Here is a 704-nt window from a genome sequence, read left to right on the forward strand (position 1 = left end):
CCCATTCCACGAAGCACCGGAGGTCCTCGTGCTCCACGCTAATGCCGCTTTGACCCCGCGCCAGCGTCTTCGGCTGGCCCGGTTGGTCGTCGAGGAGAACTGGCCGAAGGTTCGGGCCGCGGAACTCTTCGGGGTCGCCTGGAAGACCGCCGATCGGTGGGCTGAGCGGTATCGACTGCTGGGCAAGGCCGGGATGGTCGATCGGTCCAGTCGGCCGCGCTCCAGCCCGGCCAAGACCGATGCTGCGACGACCCAGCGGATCGTCTCGCTGCGGCTGCGCAAACGCTGGGGCCCGGTCCGGCTCGCGGCCGAGACCGGGGTCGCGCCCTCGACCGCCGGCGCGGTGCTGCGCCGCTGCGGGATCAGCCGACTGTCACGCCTCGAGCGCCGCGAGCACCAGGTCGTGCGCTACGAGCACGCCGCACCCGGCGAGTTGCTGCACGCCGATGTGAAGAAGCTGGGCAACATCCCCACCGGCGGCGGCTGGCGCTTCCTCGGCCGCGAGCAGGGCAAGGCCAACCGGCACCACGACGGCGGCCGAGCCCGCAGCCGCTACGGGCAGCCGCTGATGCGCCACGGCTTCATCCACGTCGTCATCGACGACCACTCCCGGCTGGCCTACGCCGAGATCCACGACGACGAGCTGGGCGCCACCGCCACCGCGGTGCTCCGGCGGGCGGTGACCTGGTTCGCCGATCGCGGGG

Annotated in this window: 1 protein-coding gene; it reads left to right on the forward strand. The window is 72.3% G+C overall.

What is annotated here, in order from left to right; genetic code table 11:
• Positions 1 to 28: 28 nt before the first annotated feature.
• Positions 29 to 704 (forward strand): leucine zipper domain-containing protein (locus E4P43_RS19690; RefSeq protein WP_135147197.1); only part of this gene is annotated, 676 nt, incomplete at its 3' end.

The sequence above is a fragment of the Blastococcus sp. TF02A-35 genome (genome assembly GCF_004571075.1).
GTDB lineage: Bacteria > Actinomycetota > Actinomycetes > Mycobacteriales > Geodermatophilaceae > Blastococcus.